Origin of the sequence: Dorea sp. AM10-31, assembly GCF_003435815.1 — a bacterium.
In the GTDB taxonomy this organism is placed as follows: Bacteria; Bacillota; Clostridia; order Lachnospirales; family Lachnospiraceae; genus Dorea_D; species Dorea_D hominis.
In genome coordinates this window covers 24639-40841 of record NZ_QTUV01000001.1, presented here as the reverse complement: position 1 = coordinate 40841, position 16203 = coordinate 24639, and the positions used below count along the sequence as shown (strand labels likewise).

18 protein-coding genes and 1 tRNA gene are annotated in these 16203 nt (G+C 44.0%); 16 read left to right on the top strand and 3 right to left on the bottom strand.

The genetic code is table 11. The features are described from left to right. Positions 1-40: 40 nt before the first annotated feature. The 16 genes from DW125_RS00190 to DW125_RS00115 all read left to right on the top strand — a co-directional run bounded on the left by DW125_RS00190 (position 41) and on the right by DW125_RS00115 (position 12175). On the top strand, positions 41-907 hold the full coding sequence (locus DW125_RS00190) for a DMT family transporter (RefSeq protein WP_117536741.1): 867 nt from the start codon (positions 41-43) through the stop codon (positions 905-907). 5 nt (positions 908-912) lie between these two features. Beyond that, a complete protein-coding gene (locus DW125_RS00185) occupies positions 913-1476 on the top strand; it encodes a tRNA (mnm(5)s(2)U34)-methyltransferase (protein ID WP_021860792.1) in 564 nt (187 codons plus the stop codon). Positions 1477-1558: 82 nt separating this feature from the next. Beyond that, complete coding sequence (locus tag DW125_RS00180) at positions 1559-2035, top strand: pyridoxamine 5'-phosphate oxidase family protein (protein WP_117536740.1); 477 nt, start codon at positions 1559-1561, stop codon at positions 2033-2035. 151 nt (positions 2036-2186) lie between these two features. After that, the gene (locus DW125_RS00175; RefSeq protein WP_021860790.1) at positions 2187-3497 is read left to right on the top strand and encodes a phenylacetate--CoA ligase family protein; all 1311 of its coding nucleotides are present in this window, start codon (positions 2187-2189) and stop codon (positions 3495-3497) included. Between the two features lies 1 nt (position 3498). Next, positions 3499-5253 carry an indolepyruvate ferredoxin oxidoreductase subunit alpha gene (iorA, locus tag DW125_RS00170; protein ID WP_021860789.1) on the top strand — a complete coding sequence of 585 codons (1755 nt, stop codon included), beginning with the start codon at positions 3499-3501 and terminating at the stop codon, positions 5251-5253. Further along, positions 5253-5822, top strand: a complete 570-nt coding sequence (locus tag DW125_RS00165; protein ID WP_117536739.1) for an indolepyruvate oxidoreductase subunit beta — start codon at positions 5253-5255, stop codon at positions 5820-5822. The genes iorA (DW125_RS00170) and DW125_RS00165 overlap by 1 nt, the downstream gene beginning before the upstream one ends. A gap of 10 nt (positions 5823-5832) precedes the next feature. Then, positions 5833-6252, top strand: a complete 420-nt coding sequence (locus DW125_RS00160) for an ACT domain-containing protein (RefSeq protein ID WP_021860787.1) — start codon at positions 5833-5835, stop codon at positions 6250-6252. 44 nt (positions 6253-6296) lie between these two features. Next, entirely contained in the window at positions 6297-7628 is a 1332-nt protein-coding gene (locus DW125_RS00155) for a phenylacetate--CoA ligase family protein (protein WP_117536738.1), read from the top strand. Between the two features lie 14 nt (positions 7629-7642). Next, complete coding sequence (locus tag DW125_RS00150; protein ID WP_021860785.1) at positions 7643-8089, top strand: hypothetical protein; 447 nt, start codon at positions 7643-7645, stop codon at positions 8087-8089. Positions 8090-8102: 13 nt separating this feature from the next. Beyond that, entirely contained in the window at positions 8103-8339 is a 237-nt protein-coding gene (locus DW125_RS00145) for a putative signal transducing protein (protein ID WP_021860784.1), read from the top strand. Between the two features lie 71 nt (positions 8340-8410). After that, positions 8411-9574, top strand: coding sequence for a nicotinate-nucleotide--dimethylbenzimidazole phosphoribosyltransferase (gene cobT, locus DW125_RS00140; RefSeq protein WP_199537809.1), 1164 nt, complete (start codon positions 8411-8413; stop codon positions 9572-9574). After that, positions 9562-10122 carry a bifunctional adenosylcobinamide kinase/adenosylcobinamide-phosphate guanylyltransferase gene (locus DW125_RS00135; RefSeq protein WP_117536737.1) on the top strand — a complete coding sequence of 187 codons (561 nt, stop codon included), beginning with the start codon at positions 9562-9564 and terminating at the stop codon, positions 10120-10122. Before cobT ends, DW125_RS00135 begins: the two co-directional genes overlap by 13 nt. Continuing rightward, on the top strand, positions 10123-10899 hold the full coding sequence (locus tag DW125_RS00130) for an adenosylcobinamide-GDP ribazoletransferase (RefSeq protein ID WP_117536736.1): 777 nt from the start codon (positions 10123-10125) through the stop codon (positions 10897-10899). Positions 10900-11001: 102 nt separating this feature from the next. After that, positions 11002-11388, top strand: coding sequence for a bifunctional adenosylcobinamide kinase/adenosylcobinamide-phosphate guanylyltransferase (locus tag DW125_RS00125; protein WP_117536735.1), 387 nt, complete (start codon positions 11002-11004; stop codon positions 11386-11388). Then, a complete protein-coding gene (locus tag DW125_RS00120; protein ID WP_117536734.1) occupies positions 11385-12002 on the top strand; it encodes a histidine phosphatase family protein in 618 nt (205 codons plus the stop codon). Before DW125_RS00125 ends, DW125_RS00120 begins: the two co-directional genes overlap by 4 nt. A gap of 102 nt (positions 12003-12104) precedes the next feature. After that, positions 12105-12175: transfer RNA gene (locus DW125_RS00115), tRNA-Gly, on the top strand. A gap of 134 nt (positions 12176-12309) precedes the next feature. On the opposite strand, the gene DW125_RS00110 is transcribed toward DW125_RS00115, so the two are convergent. The 3 genes from DW125_RS00110 to iorA (DW125_RS00100) are packed head-to-tail and all read right to left on the bottom strand — an operon-like array spanning position 12310 to position 15978. Further along, positions 12310-13545: a phenylacetate--CoA ligase family protein gene (locus DW125_RS00110; protein WP_117536733.1), complete on the bottom strand. Its 1236-nt coding sequence runs from the start codon at positions 13543-13545 to the stop codon at positions 12310-12312. 44 nt (positions 13546-13589) lie between these two features. Beyond that, entirely contained in the window at positions 13590-14162 is a 573-nt protein-coding gene (locus tag DW125_RS00105; RefSeq protein ID WP_021860777.1) for an indolepyruvate oxidoreductase subunit beta, read from the bottom strand. Then, positions 14155-15978 (bottom strand): indolepyruvate ferredoxin oxidoreductase subunit alpha, encoded by a 1824-nt coding sequence (gene iorA / locus DW125_RS00100; RefSeq protein ID WP_117536732.1) that lies wholly within the window; start codon positions 15976-15978, stop codon positions 14155-14157. Before iorA (DW125_RS00100) ends, DW125_RS00105 begins: the two co-directional genes overlap by 8 nt. Positions 15979-16203 lie beyond the last annotated feature (225 nt).

The window sequence follows — 16203 nt, the reverse complement described above, 5'->3', positions numbered from 1 at the left end:
AATGAAAAGAAAGTAAAAAAGATAAAGGAGTCAGTAAGACATGGAAAGTAAGAAACGGTACAAAGGAATTATATGTATTATCATGTCAGCTTTTTGTTTTGCATTGATGAGTTTCTTTGTACGAATGGCAGGAGATCTACCACCGATACAAAAAAGTTTCTTTAGAAATTTTGTGGCGGCCATTTTTGCCGGCATTATATTAATGAAGAATGGAGTACCATTTCACTGTAAAAAAGAAAATTTAGGCTATATGCTTGGAAGATCCATCTGTGGAACGATTGGAATCCTCTGTAATTTCTATGCAGTAGATCATCTAGTGCTGGCAGATGCATCGATGTTAAATAAGATGTCTCCATTTTTTGCAGTAATCTTCAGCTACTTTCTGTTAAAAGAAAAGATTACGGTGCCACAGGGATTATTTGTAATCGGTGCGTTTGTGGGAAGTTTATTTGTGATCAAACCGACATTCAGCAATATGGATCTGCTCCCTTCCCTGATCGGACTGTGTGGAGGAATCGGTGCAGGAGCGGCATATACGATGGTAAGAAAACTTGGAGAGCGGGGAGAAAAAGGACCGTTTATTGTATTTTTCTTCTCTACCTTTTCCTGTGTAGTGACGTTGCCATGGCTGCTTTTTGACTATCATCCGATGAGTCTTGCACAGATCGGGATTCTGCTGTTTGCAGGATTGTCGGCGGCAGGAGGCCAGTTCTCTATTACAGCAGCATATTGCTATGCTCCGGCGAGAGAGATCTCTGTTTATGATTATTCACAGATTATCTTCTCGGCAGGACTTGGATTTTTCTTCTTCGAACAGATTCCGGATCTGTTAAGCTGGATCGGCTATGCAGTCATCTGTCTGATGGCAGTAGCAATGTTTTTATATAACAATCGCAGAACGGAGTAAAAGATATGAGACAGTCACAGATTACACAGTGGTGTCAGGCGATCATAGAATCGCAGGCAGTAAAAGAAGGCCTGTATATCGATGCAACAATGGGAAAAGGTGGAGATACCGCCTTCTTATGCAGACTTGCAGGTGAAAATGGACATGTTCTTGCATTTGATGTGCAGGAAGAAGCGCTCCATCTTACAAAAGAGCGTCTTACAAAAGAAGAACTTGCAGACCGGGCAGAGCTTTGTCTGTGCGGACATGAGCATATGGCAGAATATGCAGGAGAAGAGACTGTGGATGTGATCTGCTTTAATTTTGGATATCTGCCGGGGGGAGATCATAAGGTTGCAACCCATGCTGAAACCAGTATGCAGGCAATCCTGCAAGGATTGAAACTTTTGAAGCATGGAGGGATGATGAGTCTCTGCATATACAGTGGCGGCGATACCGGTTTTGAAGAAAAAGATGCAATTCTGAATCTGCTGCGTACACTGCCGTCAAGAGAATATACAGTGATCGCAAATGAGTATTATAATAGAAAAAATAATCCGCCGATGCCAGTGTTTATTTTTAAATCATGATATACGAGTAGAATTGTGGAAGTGTGAAGTATGGAGCAATTCGTATGGCATAATAATATACAGGAAGAAGGGAGTTCACAAGATGAGAAGAACAGACAGAGAAGTCACAGACAGAGAAAAACAGATGGAAATCCTGCATGTATGTAAAGTAGCAAGAATTGGAATCCAGGATGGAAAGGGCGTATATGTAGTGCCTGTAAACTTTGGGCTTGTAATAGAAACAGATAAATTGACAATGTATGTGCATGGAGCAAAAGAAGGCAAGAAACTGGACTTAATAAAAGAAAATCCATATGTTGGATTTGAGATGGACTGCAAGGATGAACTCGTTGAAGGAAAAGTTGCATGCCAGTACAGCTACTATTATGCAAGTATTATCGGCAGTGGCAAGGCATCTGTCGTAGAAGATCAGGAAGAAAAATGCAAGGCTCTGGCAGCGATCATGAAACATCAGACCGGTAAAGAGTTCAAAGACTTCAGTGAGAATCCGAAGCTTGCAGATGCAGTTGGAGTTTTCAAAATCGAAGTTGATGAATATACATGCAAGCAGCATGCATAAAAAGGTGTCTGTAAAGTGCCTTTTGTTCAATTAATGCTTTAAACTACGAAAGTAATGTGCTATACTATAACAAGTGGCAGGCGTAAAGGTTTTGCGCCTGTTTTCGTAATATTGGGGAGAAGAATCCCGGTAGCATGAAGGAGGATGTAACATGATTTGGGCAAAGGAAGAAACCCTGCCAAGAGCTGAGATTGAGAAGATCCAGCTGGAGCGGTTAAAAGAGACCGTACATTATATTTATGAAAAAGTAGAACCATACCGTGAGAAGATGGATGCAGCAGGTGTGAAACCGGAAGATATTCAGACGCTGGATGATCTGAAGAAGCTGCCATTTACATATAAAGCAGATTTCAGAGATCATTATCCAACAGGACTGTTTGCAGTAGATAAGAAAGAACTGGTACGTTTCCATGCAAGTTCCGGAACAACCGGTAAACCGACCGTTGTAGGATATACAAGAAAGGATCTGGATACATGGCTAAATAACGTGGCACGAATCGCCTGTATGGGCGGTGCGACACCAGACGATATCGCACAGAATGCATTTGGATATGGAACATTTACCGGAGCGCTCGGACTGCAGGGCGGATTGGAGAAGATCGGAGCAGCAGTCATCCCGATGTCATCCGGTAATACAAAGAAGCAGATTATGTTTATGCAGGATGTTGGAACAACACTTCTGATCGCAACACCATCTTATGCATTGCATCTTGGAGAAGAGATTCGTGCAAGAGGACTGGATCCGGAGAAGGATCTGCATGTCCATATCGGTCTGTTCGGCGGTGAGGGTATGACAGAACCTATGCGTGATGAGATGCACAAAGTATGGGGGGAGAATTTCCTCTGCACACAGAATTATGGTATGAGTGAATTATGTGGACCAGGTGTTGCAGGTGAGTGTGAACAGCTCTGCGGTATGCATATTAATGAAGACTGGTTTATCCCTGAGATCATTGATCCGAAGACAGAAGAAGTACTCCCACCGGGAGAAAAAGGAGAACTGGTTGTAACTTGTCTCGGAAAAGAAGCGCTTCCGCTTGTCCGTTACAGAACCGGTGACCTGACCAGATTATTTTACGAACCATGTAAATGTGGAAGAACTACAGTGCGCATGGAGAATTTATCCGGTCGCGCAGATGATATGCTTGTTATCCGTGGTGTCAATGTATTCCCGACACAGATTGAAGAAGTGATGTTACAGATTCCGGAGATCGGACCACATTATGAGATCGTAGTAGAGAGAAAGAACCGTCTGGATGTTATGACGATTACTGTAGAATTAGTAGATGACAGACTGCTTGACAGCTACAGCAAGTTAAGCGAACTGGAGCAGAGAATCAAAAAGGGATTAAAAGCACAGCTTGGACTTGCGACACAGATCAAACTGGTTGCGCCACATTCTCTGAAACGATTCGAAGGAAAAGCAAAACGAGTAACAGATTTACGAAAGGATGGACTGTAAAATGGCAGAAAATAAAAAAGTAATTATGCTCGGCAATGAAGCGATTGCCAGGGGAGCATATGAAGCGGGAGTGAAAGTTTCCGCAGCATATCCGGGAACACCGAGTACAGAGATCAGTGAGAATCTGGTAAAATATAAGGATTCTCTGTACTGTGAGTGGTCACCGAATGAGAAAGTTGCAACGGAGGTTGCAATCGGAGCTTCCGTTGCAGGTGTCCGTGCAATGTCCTGTATGAAGCACGTTGGATTTAACGTGGCGGCAGATCCGGCTTATACTGTTTCCTATATGGGAGTTAACGGCGGACTGGTTATTGTTGTCGCAGACGATCCGGGACTTTACAGTTCCCAGAATGAGCAGGATACAAGAATGGTAGCGCGTGCAGCACAGCTTCCGGTACTGGAGCCTTCTGACAGTTCAGAAGCAAAAGAATTTATGAAAATGGCTTTTGATTTAAGTGAGAAATATGACAGACCATTTGTATTCCGTACAACAACAAGACTCGCACATTCACAGGGACTGGTAGAGTTATGTGATCCGGTAGAAGTGCCGGACAAACCGTATGTAAAAGACATCCGCAAGACGGTTATGATGCCGGGCAATGCGAAGCTTCGCCATGTCGAGATTGAAAAACGCAATCTGGAACTCGCTGAAGTTGCAAATACACTTCCAATCAACCAGGTAGAGATGAACGATACGAAGATCGGTGTGATCACAAGTGGTATCCCGTATCAGTATGTAAGAGAAGCAATGCCGGATGCATCTGTTCTGAAACTGGGAATGGTGAATCCGCTTCCGAGAAAACTGATTGAAGATTTCGCTTCCAAAGTAGAGAAGTTATATATCGTAGAAGAGCTTGATCCGGTGATCGAAGAACAGGTAAAATCCTGGGGAATCAAAGCAACAGGTAAAGAGATCTTCACTGTTCAGGGCGAATACAGTGCCAATATGATCCGTGAAGCAATTCTCGGAGAGAAGCTGGATCTGAAACAGCCGGCGCAGGCACCGGGAAGACCGCCAATCTTATGTCCGGGATGTCCACACAGAAGTGTGTACTATGTACTGAATAAATTAAAAATGCATGCGGCAGGAGATATCGGATGTTATACATTAGGAGCCGTTGCACCGTTAAGTGTAGTAGATACAACAATCTGTATGGGTGCAAGTATTTCCAGCTTACATGGTATGGAGAAAGCAAAAGGTAAAGAATATATCAAAAATTGGGTAGCTGTTATTGGTGATTCTACATTCCTTCATACAGGAGTCAATTCCCTGATGAATATGATGTACAATAAAGCAACAGGAACGGTTATGATTCTTGATAACTCTACAACCGGTATGACCGGACATCAAGATCACGCTGCAACCGGCAAGACACTGCAGGGAGATCCGACTTATGCAATCGATATTCCGGCACTTTGTCGTGCAATCGGTGTGAAGAATGTAATTGAAGTCAATGCATTTGACATTGAAAAATTGGAACAGGTTGTCAAAGAAGAAGTTGCGAAAGATGAAGTTTCCGTTATCATTACAAAGACACCTTGCGTACTGCTCAGCAAGAAGAAAAAACCATTATACGTGGCACATGCAGACAAATGTAAGAAGTGTGGAATGTGTATGAAACCGGGATGTCCTGCAATGACAAAGAATGAGGACGGAACGGTTCATATTGATGATACAATGTGTACCGGATGCGGACTGTGTGATAGCTTATGTAAATTCGGAGCAATAGAATTAGTAAAGGAAGGTGAGAAATAATGGCAGTAAAGAATATTATGATCGTCGGAGTCGGCGGACAGGGAACCCTTCTCACCAGCAGAATCCTTGGCGGACTGGCAATTGCAGGAGGTTATGATGTTAAATTATCCGAGGTACACGGAATGGCACAGCGTGGAGGAAGCGTTGTAACATTCGTCCGTTACGGAGATAAAGTAGCAGAGCCGATCGTGGAAGAAGGACAGGCAGATGTGATCATCGCATTTGAGCGTCTGGAAGCACTGCGCTATGCACATTTCCTCAAAAAAGATGGTGCACTGATCGTCAATGATTGGCGAATCGATCCGATGCCGGTTGTGATCGGAGCAGCTGAATATCCGGAGAATATTCTGGAGAATCTGAAAAAAGATTACCGTGTCTATGCAGTGGATGCTACAGAGGAATCTAAGAAACTTGGCAATCCAAGAGTATTTAACTTAATTGTACTCGGAATTGCAGCACAGCACATGGATTTTTCCAAAGAGCTCTGGTATGATGTGATAGAGAAGACGGTACCGCCGAAAACAATTGAGATTAACAAAAAAGCCTTTGACGTAGGCTATCAGTTATAGGAGGTGTCTTATGATCAGACAGGTATCAGTATTTGTAGAGAATAAACCGGGAAGTCTTATGGATGTAACTTCCAGACTGACAGAAGCAGGAGTGAATATCCGTGCAGTGGCAACATTTGACACACCGGAATTTGGAATTTTGCGAATGGTTGTAGATAAGCCGGATGAAGCAAAAGAATATCTGACAAAACTTGGGTATGTTGTGCGTATCCATGAAGTCATGGGAGTCGCACTGGAAGACAAGAAAGGCAACTTAAATCAGATGCTTGCAATTCTTGCAAAAGGTGAGCTGAACATCAATTATATTTATTCGTTTATTATCCGGGATGGCAAAGAACCGGTTATGGTGTTTAATACAGATGATTTTGCGAAAGCAGAGAAAGTATTAAAAGAAGCAGAGGTTAAGATTGTAGAAGAAGCCGATTTATAATACAAAGGTATTTTACAAGTACGAAGGAGGAGAGTTAACACGACATGGCAGCAGTATCATTAGAAAACTGGAAAGAACAGATCAGAGATCCGAAAATCGAGTGCATGAGCAGAGATGAGATGACAGCACTTCAGAGTGAAAGACTGATAAAACAGGTTGAAAACGTATATGAGCATGTTTCATTTTATCGTAAGAAGATGGATGAGATGGGAGTTTTGCCGGGAGATATCAAAGGAATCGAGGACATTAATAAGCTTCCATTTACAACAAAAGAAGATCTGAGAAATAATTATCCGTTCGGTCTGCTTGCAGTTCCGCAGGATAAGATCGTCAGAGTGCAGGGAACGTCCGGAACAACCGGAAAGCTTACACTTGCATCTTATACACAGAAAGACGTAGACGTCTGGGGTGAATGTGTGGCAAGAGGTCTTACGATGGCTGGACTTACCGCAGAAGACAGACTTCATATCTGTTATGGATACGGACTTTTTACCGGAGGTATGGGACTGGATTTCGGAGCAAGAAAATTAGGCGCTATGGCGATCCCGATGTCAGCAGGTAATACAAAGAGACAGCTCATGTGTATGGAGGATTTCGGAGCAACTGCATTTGCATGTACACCGTCTTATGCATTATATCTTGCAGAAGCAGCAAGAGAAGCAGGAGTTGTGGATCGTTTACAATTAAAGGTCGGAATCAACGGAGCTGAGCCTTGGACAGAAGAGATGCGTCACAAGATCGAAGAACTGCTGAATGTCAACTGTTTTGATATTTATGGATTATGTGAAATCACAGGACCAGGTGTTGCGTTAGAATGTATCCATCATAATGGTATGCATGTTTATGAAGATTACTTCTATCCGGAAGTACTGAATCCGGCAGATAATTCTGCATGTGCAGACGGAGAGACAGGAGAACTTGTATTTACAACACTTGCAAAAGAAGGTATGCCATTACTCCGTTACCGTACAAAAGACCTTACAAGCATTGATCACAGCACTTGTGCATGTGGAAGAACACTTCCTAGAATCCAGAAGTTCAAAGGACGTACCGATGACATGAAAGTTATCCGTGGTGTTAACGTATTCCCGACACAGGTTGAGACCGCGCTTCTGTCCATTGGTGGCGGTGTAGCTCCACACTATATTCTGATCGTAGACCGCGAGAATAATCTGGACGTTCTTACAGTTATGGTAGAAGTAGATGAGAAATACTTCTCTGATGAGATTCGTAAATTGGACGAACTAAAAGCAAAAGTCGGTGCAGTCTTAAAACAGGCACTGGGCGTTGCAGTCAGAGTTAAACTGGTTGAGCCAAAGACCATCCAGAGAAGTGAAGGAAAAGCAAAACGTGTCATTGACAACAGAGAGATGTAAAAGGAGGGGACAATATGGGAATCAGTAATACAATCCAGCAGTTATCAGTATTTCTGGAAAACCGCGAAGGACGTATGGACGAAGTGCTACGTGTCCTTGCAGAAAATGATGTCAATATCGTTGCACTGAGTCTTGCAGATACATCCGATTATGGTATGCTTCGTATGATCACATCGGATCCGCACAAAGGACGTGCAGCTTTAAAAGAAGCAGGAATCACAGCAATGCTTACAGATGTTGTGGCGCTTCGTGTACCGCACGAGACAGGATCACTTGCAAAAGCGATGCACCAGATCGTGGAAGGAGAAGTCAACATCGAATATATGTATGCGTTCGCAAATGGTGTGGATGCGGCAGCAGTATTAAAGAGTGACGATCCGGGACGCGTGATCGATATTCTGAAAGGCAGTGGATTCGACGTATACAGCGCAGATGAAGCTTACCACGCAACTGACAGTTAAGGAGTCGTTGATTATGGAAAATGATTTAGTAAAGATCTATACAGCGTATGATCATATCCAGGCAGAGATGGCAGTTGGTGCGCTGGAGAATCAGCAGATTCCGGCACTCAGAAAAGAACTTGGAAATGCCGGTCTTCTGAATATTTACGGAACCAACTCCATGAGCGGGGAAGAGATCTATGTACCGAAAGAGAGCAAAGAGAAAGCAAGAGAAGTTCTGATCGCGATAGGATTTTTAGAAGAGGAATAAAAGAAAATGGAGGGATGTCTTACGACAGGACCTCCATTTTCGTGTGTGACAGAGGCATTGGAGAAAGAAAAATGAAAGCAGAAAAGGGAAATAATCTTGAGAAAGAATTGCAGAAAATGCTCACAGCAATCCATCCGGCGGATCCATGTGTGGCAGAAACCGCACTGAAGCGCTGGAATTCAATCGCAAAGCCGTTGCACAGCCTTGGAAAACTGGAAAAAGACATCATCCAGATTGCAGGGATGACCGGTGATCCGAATGTACATCTGGACAAAAAAGCATTACTTGTGATGTGTGCGGATAATGGTGTAGTTGAAGAAGGTGTCACACAGACGGGACAGGAAGTGACCGCCATTGTTGCTGAAAATTTTCTGACCGGCAATACAAGCGCTGCGATCATGTGCAGACAGGCTGGTGTGGATCTCTTTCCGGTTGACATTGGCATGGTTACAGATACAAAAGTCCCAGATGTTAAGATCCGCTATGGAACAGCAAATTTCGTAAAAGAACCGGCAATGACGAGAGGAGAAGCAGTGCGTGCCATCCTGACCGGAATACAGATTGCCCGGGATAAGAAAAAGGAAGGCTATCAGATCCTCTGTATCGGTGAGATGGGGATTGGCAATACAACGACAAGCAGTGCTGTGGCATCTGTGCTTCTTGGAAAAGAACCGGAAGAACTGACAGGTCGTGGCGCCGGGCTTGACGACAGCGGTCTGCAAAAGAAGATACAGGCAATCTGTACGGGAATTGAAAAACATCATCCGCGGGCAGATGACCCGGTGGATGTACTTGCAAAAGTGGGAGGGCTGGACATTGCAGGAATGGCAGGCATCTGCCTTGGTGGTGCAATTGAGCATATTCCTGTCATGCTGGATGGATTTATTTCGGATGTGGCGGCGCTTCTTGCTGTGCACCTGTGCCCGGCTGTAAAAGACTATCTGTTGATTTCACACGTATCAAAAGAACCGGGGGCCGGGATGGTATTGCGAGAGCTGACAGCGGAAAAAGCCAGTGATGTCCACGGCATGAATCTCGGTATGTGTTTAGGAGAAGGAACCGGAGCAGTCGCATATTTACCGGTTCTGGAACTTGGATTATCCGTGTATCAGGAAATGAGCACATTTGCAGAGAATCAGATTGAGGACTACAAGGATTATACGAAAGAAAATCCGGCAAAGGATTCTCCGGAAAAAACAGAAGCAAATATAGGAGGAACGCCATGTTGCATGTAATTACCGGAGGAAGCGGAAGTGGAAAATCAGCCTATGCAGAGAACTGGCTGCTTGAACAACGCGAGAAAAATCTGTATGATGAAAATAGCGAAAATACGAATCCGTCTGCGCCATTCTATATTGCGACGATGATTCCATATGGAAAAGAAGGGGAAACAAAAGTTATAAGACACAGGAGACTGCGCGCGGGAAAAGGATTCCGGACATTTGAATGTTACCGGGATCTTGCGAAAGCAGACATTCCGGTAAATACGGGGATTCTGTTAGAGTGCATGTCGAATCTGACGGCAAATGAGCTGTATGACGAAGCAGGAAACATGAATAAACCTGAAAAAGTAAAAAGACAGATACTGGAAGGAATCCGGCATGTGATAGAAAAGACGGATTTACTTGTCATCGTTACAAATGAAGTTCAGGGAGATCAGATGGAATACAGCGAAGAGACGAAGATTTACCAGCGAGTACTGGGGGAAGTAAACCAGAGCCTTGCCGGACTTGCAGAGAAAGTAACGGAAGTCGTATATGGGATTCCGGTGGAGATAAAATAGATGAAGAAATTATGGAACAGTTTTAAAATTGCATTTGCAATGTACAGTAAAATACCAATGCCACAAAGCGAGTGGACGGAAGAAAATATGTCCTATGCTATGTGTTTTTTCCCTTGGGTGGGAGCTGTGACAGGCGGCATGTCCTATCTGGTCGTGTTGTTTGCAGATCTGTTAAAAGAAAGAGAAATCTCATTTGGCAGCCTGTTCTTTCCGGCAGTACTGACGGTGTTACCGGTTTTGATCAGTGGTGGCATCCACATGGATGGATTTCTGGATACGCAGGATGCATTAAGCTCCTGGCAATCGGAAGAGAAGCGTCTGGAAATCCTTAAAGATCCCCATGCAGGAGCATTTGCAATCCTGTCCGGCTGCGTTTATTTCATCTTGAGTCTTGGCATATATTCCGGCGTGACAGAGGAGAGCATGCGGCTGATCGGGATGGGATTCATACTATCCCGGACACTAAGTGGCATATCCGTACTTCGGTTTCCTCAGGCAAGGAAAAACGGTCTGGTTGCAGTATTTGCTGAGCGTGCAGATAAGAGAAGAACCTTTCGTGTATTGATCATCTATCTGGTGCTGGAAATTGTAGCATTGTTATGGGCAGGAAGAGGAGCAGGGCTTTGCTGCGTGATTGTTGCAGGACTTCTTTTTTTGTATTATCATCATATGGCATGTGCAAAATTTGGCGGAGTTACCGGAGATCTGGCAGGGTATTTTCTGCAGATCTGTGAACTTGGAATTGCAATGGCAGCGGTAATTGTGACGAGTGTGTAGATGATGCCAGCGGCAAAAGCACGCGAAGTCCTATGGGTTGCAATAGCGTTTGGAGAAGGTTGTTAGTGGCAGGTTTTGGTGGGAGAATAACAGGAGAGAAAAATGATATTAATAACAGGCGGAGCCTATCATGGAAAACGAAATTATGCAAAACAGATGTACCCTGGTATAGAGTTTGTAGATGGAATATCATGCGCAGAAGAGACAATCTTTGCATGTCAGGGAATGGATCATTTCCACAGTTATATTGAAAACCGGATGCGTGAGGGGAAAAAGCTTCCGGAACTTTTAAAAATAGTGGAAAAGTTAAAGTGTGAAAATTCAGAGATAGTGTTGATCACAGATGAAATTGGATATGGAATCGTTCCGACAGATGCATTTTACAGAGAATATAGAGAGACGCATGGTAGAGTATGCACGCAGATTGCGGCAGAAGCAAAAGAAGTGCACAGGGTAATCTGTGGAATAGGAACGGTGATCAAAGGATGAAAATCTATCTGATACGACATGGAAAGACAAAAGGAAATCTGGAAGAGCGCTATATCGGAAGGACAGATGAGCCTTTGTGCGAGGCTGGAAGAGAAAACTTGAAGAAATACCAGTACCCGCAGGTGGAGATGGTGTTTACCAGTCCCATGAAACGCTGTATGCAGACCGCAGAAACGATTTATCCGGGGCAGCAGTATCAATGCATAGAAGAATTAAGAGAGAGCGATTTCGGTGCATTTGAAGGCCACACATATAAAGAATTGTCCGGTGATGTCAGATATCAGGCCTGGATTGACAGTGGCGGTACATTGCCATTTCCGGGCGGAGAGAGCAGGAAAGAAGTGCGCGACCGCTGCATCCGTGGAATCGAGACCGCATTGAAAATCGCGGAAAAGGAGCATGCTTCACAGATTGCATTTGTCGTACATGGTGGAACGATCATGAACGTGATGGAGAAATATGCAAGACCGCGGGGGCAGTATTATGATTTCCAGGTGAAAAATGGGGAAGGCTATGTGCTGAATCTGAAAAGCAAGACGGAAAATAACCAGTGTAATTACAGGAAGTGTAGCTTTGATAAAAAAACGGAGTGTAAAAATCTGGTTGAAAGCTGAAAACTTAATTGAAAAAATAATTTGAAAAATTGAAAAAATAGTTGCAATTTATAAGAATCTATGATATCATAATTTTCGTTGCAGAGAGCAACAAAAATGAATGCGGGTGTAGTTCAATGGTAGAACACCAGCCTTCCAAGCTGGATACGTGGGTTCGATTCCCATCACCCGCTTTTTTATATATGATGAACCAAGCAAAAGAGCAGAATCATTACTTATGTGAATCCTCACTTTGTAATAATTCTGCTCTTCTTTTGAGCTTTCATAGCCTGTTAAAGAGCAGGCTTTTCGTGCTATAAAATATTATTTATTCATAACGTTCGTCAATTACACGTTTCGTTTTCTTCTCACTTCTCGGAAGAAGACCGATTTCCACAACTTTTACAAGCGGAGTAAATCCGATCTTGCTCTTTACACGTGTAGCAATGCGGTCTGCAAGATCAAGGAAATCAACGGTTCCGTTTGTCTCGACGTAGATACGCATCGTGTCTTTGCCGTCCAGATGAGAGATGCGGATCTGATATTCGCTGGATACTTCCTTGAATTCTTTCAGAATCTCTTCAATCTGGCTTGGGAATACATTTACACCTTTGATCTTCATCATGTCGTCAGTACGTCCCATGATCGTATCCAGACGCGGAAATTTGCTTCCACAAGGGCATTCACCCGGAATAATGCGGGAAAGATCATGTGTACGATAACGGATCAGCGGTGCGCCCTCTTTTACAAGAGTAGTGATTACAATCTCACCGAGTTCGCCGTCCGGAAGAACTTCACCTGTTACAGGATCAATGATTTCAATGTAAATATAATCATCCCAGTAATGCATACCGCAGTCATGTGAGCAGCTGATACCGATTCCCGGACCGTAGATTTCTGTCAGTCCGTAAATATCATACAGCTCGATGCCGAGTTCTTCGGAGATACGTTTCCGCATCTTTTCGCCCCATCTTTCAGAACCGATGATACCTTTCTTCAGATGAATCTTATCTTTGATACCGCGACGTTTAATCTCTTCTGCGAGAAGCAATGCATAAGAAGAAGTAGAACCAAGGACTGTCGTTTTCATGTCCATCATCATCTGTAATTGTTTGTCGGTATTACCAGGTCCCATAGGAATGACCATAGAACCTAATTTCTCAGCGCCTGCCTGAAAACCGATTCCGGCAGTCCACAGTCCGTATCCCGGGGTAATCTGGATGCGATCCATATTTGTCATGCCAGTCATTTCGTAGCAACGTTTGAACATAATCGCCCAGTCGTCTACGTCTTTGGCTGTATACGGGATGATGACCGGAAGTCCGGTTGTTCCGGAAGAAGAGTGGATGCGGACGATCTTCTCCTCCGGTGCAGTCATAAGTCCGAGTGGATAGGCATTTCTTAAGTCACTTTTCTCGGAAAATGGAAGCTTCTGGAAATCTTCCACACTGGAAATGTTTGAAACACCGGCTTCGTCCAGTTTCTTTCCATAGAAACTCTCAGCTTTGATAAGAGCCTGAATCTGTCCGTTTACCTGTGCAATTTGTGTTTCTGTAATTTTCATAGGTCTGTCCTTTCTGTTATGTAAATGAAATGTTTCATATCCGGTTATTTTGTATAATTTAATGCCTGAAGGTTCATGGCGTGGAATTTTTCCGGAAGTGTCCGGAGCATTACATGTTCGATGTCTTCTAAGTTGAAGTCAAGTACACCGGTACGAAGTGCAGTTCCAAGGAGAATCATGTTCAGGACTTTGGATGAACCGATTTCCGCACAGGCTTTGTCAGCATCGATCAGTGTAAGATTCGGAACGTTTTGTTTTAAATATTCAAGCATTGGTTCGGAATCATAATTGCTTTCTGAAAGTGTTGCAGTTACCGGCTTGATCGCGCGAGTGCTTACAACAACATGACCACCTTCTTTTAAGTATGGAAGCATACGGACCGTTTCGCCCGGTTCAAATCCAATGATCAGATCGGCAGTTCCGGCGGCGATCATCGGGGAATAGAGCCCTTCACCGATACGCACATGGCTGAATACACTTCCGCCACGCTGCGCCATACCGATCGTTTCGGCACTCATAACCGGAATATTCTGTTCCATAGCTGCGGCAGCAAGAAGTTTGGATGCAAGGACGGTACCCTGTCCGCCAACACCGCAGAGTACAATATTTTTAATCATGCTGTTTACCTCCTTTGATCGCATGAACCGGACAGATTTGACTGCAAAGTCCACAGCCGGTGCACATAGATGAATCAATGGAAACATTTCCGTCTTCTGTAATGATTGCAGGACATCCCAATTCCCGGATGCATTTCTTGCAATGGATGCAGGAGGAAATATCTACATGCATCGGGGTGCCCGGTTTTGTGACAGCAATGCATGGCGATTTGAAAATGATCGCTTTTACACCCGGCTTATCTGCGAGCTCTTTTACGCAGGAGACAGCCGCCTCGTGATCCAGTGGATTTACTGTTTCTACATCCTGCACGCCGATACCGCGAAGAACCTGTTCGATATTGATTTTCTGGACGATTTCGCCCATAACAGTGCGGCCGGTACCGGGATGCGGCTGGTGTCCGGTCATGGCAGTGGTTGAATTATCCAGAACAACAAGTGTCATATTCGCCTGATTATAGACCGCATTGACAACTCCGGTGATCGCAGAAGCGAAAAACGTAGAATCTCCGACAAATGCAAAGCAGGCAGTATCCGGTTCAATTTTTTCCACACCCTGTGCGATATTCAGACCTGCACCCATGCAGAGGCAGGTATCTACCATATCAAGTGGCCTGGCATTGCCGAGTGTATAACAGCCAATATCACCACAGAAAATAGTCTTGCGACCCTGCATTGCTTTTTTTACTGCGTAGAAAGAAGCACGGTGCGGACATCCTGCACACAGAACCGGCGGACGTACCGGAAGTGGAGGGACATCTGTAAGTTTTTGCTGTTCCTTTACCGGAAGATCAAGAAATGTGCGGATATAGGTATCTACGCTGTCTCTTGTATTTTCTCCGGCGTTGGCAGTATTGTGTGTCAGTTTTCCGAGAATTTTTACCGGAAGGTGATATTTTCCACAAATATAAGTAAGCTCCCGCTCAATGACAGGATCTAATTCTTCCAGACAGAGTACTTCGTCGAGTCCGTCTAAGAACTGGGCTGCCAGCTTTTCCGGAAAAGGATGCGGAGTCGAAATCTTCAAATGGCGGACCATACCGGTTTCAATCAGTGTTTCCATCGCATAAGTAAAACTGATACCGCCGGATACGATTCCTTTCCTGCTGTCTGCAAAAGTGTCACAGGCAGGATAGATTTTATTTTTCTCATAGGAAGAAAATATATCTGCTAATTCAACATTTCTGGCTTCTATTTTCTGATGGTTCTGGTAAGAAAGCCGTGGGAAAATAACCCAACGCTTTGAGTCTTTGACAAAGCCTTCCGGCGTATGTACAGTATATTCTTCCGGATCTTTGACAGATACAGAAGCATAGCCGTGACAGACGCGGGTAGTCGGGCGCAAAAATACAGGAGTGTTATATTTTTCAGAGTATTCATACGCTTCCTGAATCATCTCATATGCTTCCTGTGCAGAAGACGGATCAAAACAAGGTAGCTTGGAAAATGCTGCGAAATGTCTGGTATCCTGCTCTGTCTGCGAGGAAATCGGTCCTGGATCGTCGGCGACAAGAATTACCATACCGCCCTTAACTCCGATGTATTCCAGACTCATCAGAGGATCGGAAGCAACGTTTAAACCAACCTGTTTCATTGTGACGAGTGTTCTTGCGCCACTGTAGGAGGCGCCTGCGGCTAGCTCCATTGCTGCTTTTTCATTAACCGACCATTCGACATAGACATCATCCGGACGGTGTTTGGCAATTGTTTCAAGAACTTCCGTGGATGGAGTTCCGGGATATCCGGCAACAACATTGACACCGGAAGCAACAGCACCAAGTGCAATCGCTGCATTTCCCATTAAAAATTCTTTATGCATGATCTCACCTCAAGTTCGTTAAAAATAGTAATAATTAAAAATAAGTATAGTCTGTTTTGAAGTGAAATTCAATGAAATTCATACAAAGGGTTGTATAAATATTCAAATCATAAGCGAGATCGGACGCTTTTGTAACAATGTATATGCATCAAAAAAAGCACAGTCATGATGGCTGTGCTTATAGTGCTTTTATAGCATTTTGCTGCAAGATATAATGGATAAGAA